General features: G+C 42.8%; 6 protein-coding genes. 1 reads left to right on the top strand and 5 read right to left on the bottom strand.

Translation table 11 applies throughout. The annotated features are described in order from the left end of the window. Positions 1–90 precede the first annotated feature (90 nt). The 4 genes from CAG60_RS02320 to CAG60_RS02305 all read right to left on the bottom strand — a co-directional run bounded on the left by CAG60_RS02320 (position 91) and on the right by CAG60_RS02305 (position 5,126). Entirely contained in the window at positions 91–2,103 is a 2,013-nt protein-coding gene (locus CAG60_RS02320) for a TonB-dependent receptor domain-containing protein (RefSeq protein WP_161438185.1), read from the bottom strand. Between the two features lie 40 nt (positions 2,104–2,143). Continuing rightward, a complete protein-coding gene (locus CAG60_RS02315; RefSeq protein ID WP_158137320.1) occupies positions 2,144–2,746 on the bottom strand; it encodes an NBR1-Ig-like domain-containing protein in 603 nt (200 codons plus the stop codon). A gap of 80 nt (positions 2,747–2,826) precedes the next feature. Beyond that, positions 2,827–3,603, bottom strand: a complete 777-nt coding sequence (locus CAG60_RS02310) for a 4Fe-4S cluster-binding domain-containing protein (protein ID WP_161438184.1) — start codon at positions 3,601–3,603, stop codon at positions 2,827–2,829. Then, complete coding sequence (locus CAG60_RS02305) at positions 3,603–5,126, bottom strand: YjjI family glycine radical enzyme (protein ID WP_237667742.1); 1,524 nt, start codon at positions 5,124–5,126, stop codon at positions 3,603–3,605. The genes CAG60_RS02310 and CAG60_RS02305 overlap by 1 nt, the downstream gene beginning before the upstream one ends. A gap of 451 nt (positions 5,127–5,577) precedes the next feature. On the opposite strand from CAG60_RS02305, the gene alr reads away from it, so the two are divergent. After that, entirely contained in the window at positions 5,578–6,678 is a 1,101-nt protein-coding gene (gene alr, locus CAG60_RS02300) for an alanine racemase (protein WP_161438183.1), read from the top strand. Positions 6,679–6,781: 103 nt separating this feature from the next. On the opposite strand, the gene CAG60_RS02295 is transcribed toward alr, so the two are convergent. Continuing rightward, positions 6,782–8,377, bottom strand: a complete 1,596-nt coding sequence (locus tag CAG60_RS02295) for an ABC-F family ATPase (RefSeq protein ID WP_158137317.1) — start codon at positions 8,375–8,377, stop codon at positions 6,782–6,784. Between the last annotated feature and the right edge of the window lie 86 nt (positions 8,378–8,463).

The following is an 8,463-nucleotide window of genomic DNA, read 5'->3' as shown; positions in this document are numbered from 1 at the left end:
CAATTAGAGTAGCAAGCCTAGTGTCCAATTGGTTGGACAGTTGACCCTGCTGGATCACAAATTACAGATAAATATCGCTTTATCTCACTATTACCAATGATGAAGGAATGTCACTCGCCACGTTCGTGGTTCACCGAAACGAGCAAAATCACGACCACCGATGTAAGACACATAATCTTTATCAGTAATATTTTGTATGCTCGCAGATAGTTCGCTATTCGTTTTTAATCGCCAGCGAACTTCACTATCCCAACGTACATACCCATCGACTTTAAAGGTATTATCTGAATCCCCCCAACGTTTAGGCTGCCTTACCATCCCTAATGTCCATTGCAGTTCAGGCTGGGGTTGATAAATTAGCATTGCAGCTTGCTGATGGTTTGCAACGCCTGGCAATTGCTTTCCTTGGTAGTTATCACTTTTGACCATTTCGCTGTCTAACCAACTGCTCATTAGATACAGTTGCCATTGTTGAGTCAGAGCCAATACCCCGCTGAGTTCAATTCCTTTGGTGTGATTTTCGCCTGCTAATATTCTTGCACTCGGATCTTGAGGATCACGCATTAACAACTGATCCTGCCGAATATCAAATACTGCCATATCAAACCAATAGGTTAATTTTCGCCATTGCCATCCAAGCTCCCACTGAGATCCTCGGCTAGGCTCAAAGTAATCGCCCGTTGAGCTTTGTCCATTATTAGGTAACCACGATTGGCTGTAGCTTAACCTAAATTGATGATCTCGACTGGCTTGCCAATTCAGACCACTTGCATAACTAGTATGTCGGTTACGGTTCTCACCTAAGATGAGCTGATTACGTTGGTTACTTAATTGATAATCACTACTCCGCAATCCTGCCGCCCAATACCAATTTGGCATTAACTCAATACCATGATGGATAAACCAAGCATTTTCTTTCCATGCTAAATCGGTTTTTCTGGGAATTAATTGCTCCGTACTGGGTAAAGTAAATGAAAAATCGGGTTGATAGATATCTAACGAAAACAATCCGACCGCTCTGGCATTATCACCAACGGCATTGGTACGGTGATGACTGATACCCAAACGTGTCTGTTGTGCTTTGTTAGCCCACTGGCTGTGTTTAGTCACAGCCACCTGCGCGGTATGTTGATGAAAGGTTTCATCCACTCGCTGATAAAAACCGACTAATGGCTTATCATCACTGACTAAATAAAAAAATCCAACTTGTCGCTCTTGACGAGTACCTTGAATGTATCGATAGATAGCATCCAATTGCCAATCATTCGTCCAGTCATGATAAAACTGGATATCGGCTCGATGATAACGATGTTTGGCTTCGCTTGCTGGATGAACATAAGAGACACCGAATACAGGTGCGCCATTGGCATAGACGTTATCAAAATCATACGGGTAATTGTGATCACTGAACTCCCAAGACACCGTTAGTTGACTCAGCTGATTTTGCCAACTTAATGCATTAAGTAAAGTTATCGGATTTTCTGAAACATTTTGCTTCCAGGTATCACGCTCATAGGCAGATAAGACGGTACGATAAGCAAATTTATCATTGATTGGACCAGTACTATCGAAGCTCAGTTGCCGATAACCTTCATTTCCTAACGCAAGACTAACGTCTGTCTGAGCTATCCAACGTGGCTTTTTACTAACAAAATTGACTGATCCACCGGGAGAGCCTGCACCATACAAGACACTATTATGACCTTTAATGATCTCTACTCGCTCATAAGTTGCTCGGTCACGAGTATAAAAACTCTGATTATCTAAAATTCCATCAAGCAATAAACGTCCACCAGTATTAAAACCACGTAGCCGATAATCTTCGCCAGTCCCTGAGCCTAGTCGATCTGGTTGCATGTTTGGAGTATAGAAACTTAAGGTCGAGAAATTATTATCGGCAAACTGTGGTGCTTGCTGGATTGACCAATGATTGATCGTCTGCGAATAAGGATTGAACGATACTATTGGTAAGGAGCTCGGTTGATAACCGATAATTGTCATCGTAGGTACATCGGATTCAGCCAATACCCATGATGAAGACGTAACAAATAAGACATAACTAAGGCCGTTAAAATAGTGGCGCGATACATTAGATATCAACACGTGATTCCATTCCATAAAATAAATAATAGTCAGTAGCGACTCAGTAACTACAGACTTTAACGAGACAATAAAGCGGGCTTTTATGAGGAAAAACCAGTTGCCCATTACTGTCTGTCGTTTTCCATTCAGACATAACGGTGCAAGGCAAGCTAGGAGCAATAAAATCAACCATCACTGACGCTCTTTGATTAGGTTCAGTATAAGGAATTGGCACTGCGCGATTGACGGGGTGCAGACCATAATTCTCTTTGCCATTAATGGGCTGATCTTGACAAGTAAGAAAGAGGTTTTCCCATGCTTGTTGACCCGAGTTGAGTACCGACCAGATTTTAGTAAAACGTTGATTGGGGATGACTAGGGAGTAATCAGGATAAGTGACATCTTCAATAAATTCGGTACTGATTGTTCTTGTATTTGCCGGTTTTGATTGACGTAAAAACGGTTGAATCAATTCAAAAGGATGCACTTTCAGTGCCGCAGCAAGAGAAATCAATGTCGATAATTTACATTCACCAACCTCACCTTTAATAAGATTGTATAAACTTGAACGTGAAATACCCGCTTTTTCTGCCAACTGCAGTTTACTGTACCCAGAATCGGCAATTAAATACTCTATCAGGTCGGTGAAGCTATTCTTTTCCATTAGCCAAGATACATTCTGTGATTTAAACGCCAAATCATAACTTCCACCAATGAATTGTACAATCGCTATTCTAACCAAGGCTAATAGGAAAGTGCATCATCAGTAAGTTTTGCCATTAAACGGCTCACTTGCTCCGGGGTGGCCGCAGACCACGATTTAGCGATGCCAGAAACACCATGATTGGCAAAAGCATTAACACGTAGTTGAAAAGCCGCCCCCTGAGCTGACTGTAACTGTTGTAACTGATTTAAATATTGCGCTAATGACTCGCTATATAGGTCATAGTCTGTTTTTTCAGGTATGAGTAATAAACGCACTTCGCTTAATTTGCCATGTTCAGCCAGAAAGTGTAACGACCGTTTAACGGGCACATTGCTATGCCCAGTTAATTGATAATGACACCTTTCATGCCACGCTTTTAAATCGATCATTGCCCCGTCCATCCAAGGCAACAAGCTTTGCCAGTGCTTGAGCGAAAGACTGCCATTACTATCGAGTAAACATGTCAATGATGACAGTTCGGGTATGGTTTTCACCGCTTTGAATAGCTCGCGAACAAATTTGATTTGTAAACTCGCCTCACCACCACTGAGAGTAATGCCGGTAATGAAGTGTCGCCGCTGCCAGATCTGCTCAACAGCGTCAAACACTGTCATCGCTTGAGAATCCTCATGACAGCGAGCAATCGTTTGCGGATTATGACAAGCCGGGCAGCGATAATTACAGCCTTGGAGAAAAAACACCAAGCGGTTGCCGGGCCCATCGACCACAGAATAAGGCAGCAATCGAGCAACTTGCCCCGTTATTGAGCGTTGGATCGTTATCTCATCATTATCCGAAATCACTGTGGTCTGCATTACTCACCTGCAATAAATTCATGACTCACCACTCTTGGTGCTCGTTGAGTGACTTTTGTTTCGGTGCACGCTTCAGCGCCGAGTGCCGTCGTATTCGTGCGAGAGCCTTGTTGATAATACGCTTCTAAGTCCGATTTTTTCACCATATAACCAGTAATTCTCACTAAATCATTTCCGTGAGTATTAGCAGTGAACTCTCTCATTCCATGAGCGAAAGCGCCTAAGCAGAGATCGGTTAACGCCTGAGGATTGGCTTTAATGGTTTCGTCTAGAGTTAAAATCTCACTGACTCCAGAAGGATAGTAAGCGTGCTGCGGTGCTAAGGCTAATAAATAGCTAACCGGATCTGGCTCTTGACCATAACGAATTCGAATTCCTGGTGTGGTCTGCGTATCAATGGATAGCCCACCTTGCGAATGCAGTAAAGCTCGATTGGCTAAGCCATAAGTGACTGGCGTTGTAGTGACAATGTCACTTAAAGTTTGGCTGATCGTTAATGCGAGTTGGTTAGCCGCAGAGTCGCGCCCATATTCTGCCTTACCCAATAATAAATGATTGACCGCTTCGGCCATGCCATAAACACCAAACATTGGCGCAAAGCGAGCTTCTTCAATCAGCCCTTCTGTGACTAAAAAGCCTTGAAAAAAGTTGGATTGTTGATGCAAAAAACGGCAACGCTGCTCAATCAACTCATACATCAAGTGGCAATAATAAGGCAGCGTATGATTTAAGAACGTATCGATATTTTGTGCTTGTTCAGCAACGGCTTTAAGATTCAAGCGTACCAAGGTATTTGCACCGCCACGAACAGGCAAGGCGTTATAACAACTGACAATGCCGAAACTAGGTTGCACATTTTGCTCAACAAAGAAGGCTTGATGTAAAGGCCAATTCGCAATATGTGGTTTACTGCAATGGATAATATTATCCGTTGCTTGACGAAGTAAGCTGTTTGGCGTGCGCTCTGGGTCGCACATGAGTGTTAAATTAGGAGCAACTTGTTGTAATTCAGCATCGATTTTTAACACCATGCGACAAACACGATTATCCTCTGGGCCAATATTCGCATGCATAAAGGCATCGGGAAGCGTTCTATCTAATTGAATCCAAAAACGTTTTAAGGAACGGTAAAGATGCTCGTCAGTCACATCATCGCAATAAGGTAGCAACAGTTGATCAAGGTAGCCCAAGAATACCGGCATATTGGTTACTGAGGGTACATGATGATACAACACCATTAATTTCATTAATGCATCATCAAAATCTTCTGCAGGGGTTAACTCTAAATAGCGCGAACCTTGAGTTAGAAAGCGTTGATAATCAGGTAAGACATAACGAGGTTTAAACGGTGCATGGCCCTCATACATATCACAAATAATGCCTTGCTCCATCGCCTCAATTAATTCTGGGCTGCGAGAGACATAAGGTAAACTGGCTTCTGCTTGAGCCGCTAAGGCAAACGTTTTTTGTTTCGGGTTTAAGATTGGATTGGTCACAATAGAGAAAAGATCATCGGTCATCATCGTATCCACATCGTTTACTCATCAATAACCTTATGCTACCAATGGTTTTATTAGTGGGAAAGCGGAATCAAGACATAGACCATTACGATGGCTCAAAGTATGAACTGCAGCACGTATTAACTATTTTTTAAAACAAAAACTTATACGATAGAGATGGTTTAATTACCCCCCTTTCAGAAACCCATTCCCCGATTAGCTATCTTTATATAACCAAAATCAAACATTCTGTTTTTATCTTAAAGCCAGTATTTTTAATTGAAAATCACCTTGAGAAAGGTACAGCGTTCTTCCCAAGCAAAAACAAACAACATTTTATACAACATTATTAGCAAGATCACAGTCAATGAAACCACAAAAGACTAACAAACCATACAAACTTGCTACATAATAACCAAAAGTTGACCGTTATCTCTGATGTAGAGAGACGAATTTCAAGTACATAGGATGTTGTATGAAAACCGCTCAGGCCTCAATAGACTTAATCGCACTTCGCCATAACTATTTACGTTTAAAGTCACTCTCTGGACAGCAAAAACTGATTGCTGTCATCAAAGGGGATGCCTATGGTCATGGTGCCGTCCAGTTGGCAAAAGCGCTCCTAATGGCAGATTGGTTTGCCGTAGCACGAGTCGAAGAAGCAGAAGAGCTTATCGTTAATGGGATTGATCAGCCAGTCCTGCTACTGGAAGGCTGTTTCTGTGCTGACGATTTACAACGTGCCGCCGACCTCAAACTCGCAACCGTCATTCATTGTGAAGAGCAATTACGAGATTTAGAACAAAGTAACTTGGCTAACCCTATCAGCATTTGGTTGAAAATTGATACTGGAATGCATCGGCTTGGAGTTCAGCCAGAACAAGTGACAGAATATGTGCAGCGCATTGAACGAAGCGGAAAACTTAAAGGTCAACTCGGTTTTATGAGCCATTTTAGCTGTGCCGACGATCTTTCTCATCCTGCAACACTGAAACAAATCGAGTGTTTTTCACAAGCGGCGTTTCCGTATTCCGGCCCGAAAAGTTTGGCTAACTCGGCAGGTATTTTATTTTGGCCAGAATCACAGTTCAATGTCGCCAGAGCAGGGATAGCTTTGTACGGCATTTCCCCTAGCCTTTATCATTCGGGAATAGATCACCAATTACTGCCGGTAATGACCGTCACCACACGTTTGATTGCTGTTCGTCAACATACCGCGAATCAACCTGTCGGCTATGGTGAAACTTGGTATGCAAAACGAGATACGAAAATCGGCGTTATCGCGATGGGCTATGGTGATGGTTATCCACGCTCTGCCCCAGCAGGTACGCCAGTATTTATTAATGGCCGCCAAGTGCCAATTGTCGGGCGAGTATCCATGGACATGATAACCGTAGATCTTGGGCCTGATGCGATGGATAAAGTGGGTGATAGCGTAGAAATGTGGGGAAAAAACTTACCAGTAGAAACGGTAGCCAAGCATATTGGCACCATCCCTTATGAATTAACGATTAAATTAACCAATCGCGTAGCTCGTCATTATATGGATAAAGTGGTTGAGCGTTGTACGGTATAATTTTCATTGATTGTAAAAATGACTAGTCATCCATAAACCGCTCTACGATAAAAAAAGCCATCGCGCAATGCGATGGCTTCATAGAGGTTCATGATGTACCTGATTAGCCTATCAAACCTTGTTTCGCCAAGTATTCATCGTAGGTGCCGTGGAAATCGTTGACGCCTTGTTTAGTTATTTCAATGATCCGTGTGGCAATAGACGAAACGAATTGGCGGTCATGGGAGACAAACAGCAAAGTACCTTTGTAGTTCTCTAACGCCAAGTTCAACGCTTCAATCGATTCCATATCCATGTGGTTGGTTGGTTCGTCCATCAACAAAATGTTCGGTTTTTGCATGATTAACTTACCAAATAGCATTCGACCTTGTTCACCACCAGAAATCACTTTAACCGACTTTTTGATGTCGTTTTGTGAAAACAGCATACGACCTAAAATGCCTCGCACCGTTTGCTCATCTTCCCCTTCGTTTTTCCACTGGCTCATCCAATCCAATAACGTCATATCTTCACTGAAATCATGGGCGTGATCTTGCGCGTAGAAACCGATGTGATTGTTTTCAGACCACTTGATCATGCCTGCCATCGGCTCCATTGCACCTGCTAAGGTATTGAGCATGGTTGATTTACCAATCCCGTTTTCACCGATGATGGCAATGCGCTCACCCACTTCTACCATTAAATTGACGTTATCAAACAGAATATTATCGCCATAACCTTGCTTTAGACCTTCAACTTCTAACGCATTACGAAATAGCTCTTTCTTTTGATCAAAGCGAATAAACGGAGATTGACGGCTTGATGGCTTAACCTCTTGTAGCTGAATTTTATCCAACTGCTTTTGACGCGACGTGGCTTGCTTGGCTTTTGAAGCGTTAGCAGAAAAGCGGCTCACAAAGGTTTGTAGCTCAGCGATTTGCGCCTTTTTCTTTGCGTTGTCAGCATGTAAACGCTCACGAGCTTGTTCAGCGGCGCTCATGTATTCATCGTAATTACCGTGGAAAAGACGCAGCTCACCATAGTCTAAATCCGCCATATGAGTACATACGGTATTTAAAAAGTGGCGGTCGTGAGAAATAATGATCATGGTGCAGTTACGCGCCAGCAGTACTTGCTCTAACCAAGCGATAGTATGCATGTCTAAGTTGTTGGTCGGTTCATCAAGCAGCATGATTTCTGGTTCGGCAAATAACACTTGCGCCAGCAAAACTCGAAGTTTCAGACCAGGAGCCACTTCACTCATTAAACCAAAATGCTGCGCTTCAGGAATGCCAAGCCCAAGTAGCAACTCTCCGGCGCGAGCTTCTGCTGAATAGCCGTCCATTTCAGCAAATTCAGTTTCAAGATCGCCCACTCGCATACCATCTTCATCGGTCATTTCCGGTAACGCATAAATGCGGTCGCGTTCTTCTTTTACTTTCCACAATTCTTTATGACCCATGATCACTGTATCGACCACGGTATAGTTCTCAAAAGCGAACTGATCCTGACCCAGCTTTGCCATCCGCTCATTGGGATCAGTGGAAACCGTACCAGAAGAGGGTTCAAGTTCACCGCTAAGGATTTTCATAAAGGTGGATTTACCACAACCGTTTGCGCCAATCAGGCCATAGCGATTGCCATTACCAAATTTAATCGAGATATTTTCAAATAATGGCTTATCGCCAAATTGCATGGTGATGTTTGCAGTCGTTAACACAAAAAATTCCAAGTTGTTGGATGATGATAAACAAAAGGTTAGTTTTACTTACCTTTAAAAAATGCCGCCGATGATAGCATTTTTTG

This window comes from Vibrio sp. V33_P6A3T137 (assembly GCF_009904835.1).
In the GTDB taxonomy this organism is placed as follows: domain Bacteria; phylum Pseudomonadota; class Gammaproteobacteria; order Enterobacterales; family Vibrionaceae; genus Vibrio; species Vibrio metschnikovii.
The sequence above is the reverse complement of the archived record's forward strand: the minus strand, read 5'-3'. Positions and strand labels throughout refer to the sequence as shown.

Excerpts from the sequence above, each read along its gene's own strand:
- CAG60_RS02315 (WP_158137320.1), bottom strand. The coding sequence starts at position 2,746 with ATGGAAAAGAATAGCTTCACCGACCTGATAGAGTATTTAATTGCCGAT.
- CAG60_RS02310 (WP_161438184.1), bottom strand. The coding sequence starts at position 3,603 with ATGCAGACCACAGTGATTTCGGATAATGATGAGATAACGATCCAACGC.
- CAG60_RS02305 (WP_237667742.1), bottom strand. The coding sequence starts at position 5,126 with ATGATGACCGATGATCTTTTCTCTATTGTGACCAATCCAATCTTAAAC.
- alr (WP_161438183.1), top strand. The coding sequence starts at position 5,578 with ATGAAAACCGCTCAGGCCTCAATAGACTTAATCGCACTTCGCCATAAC.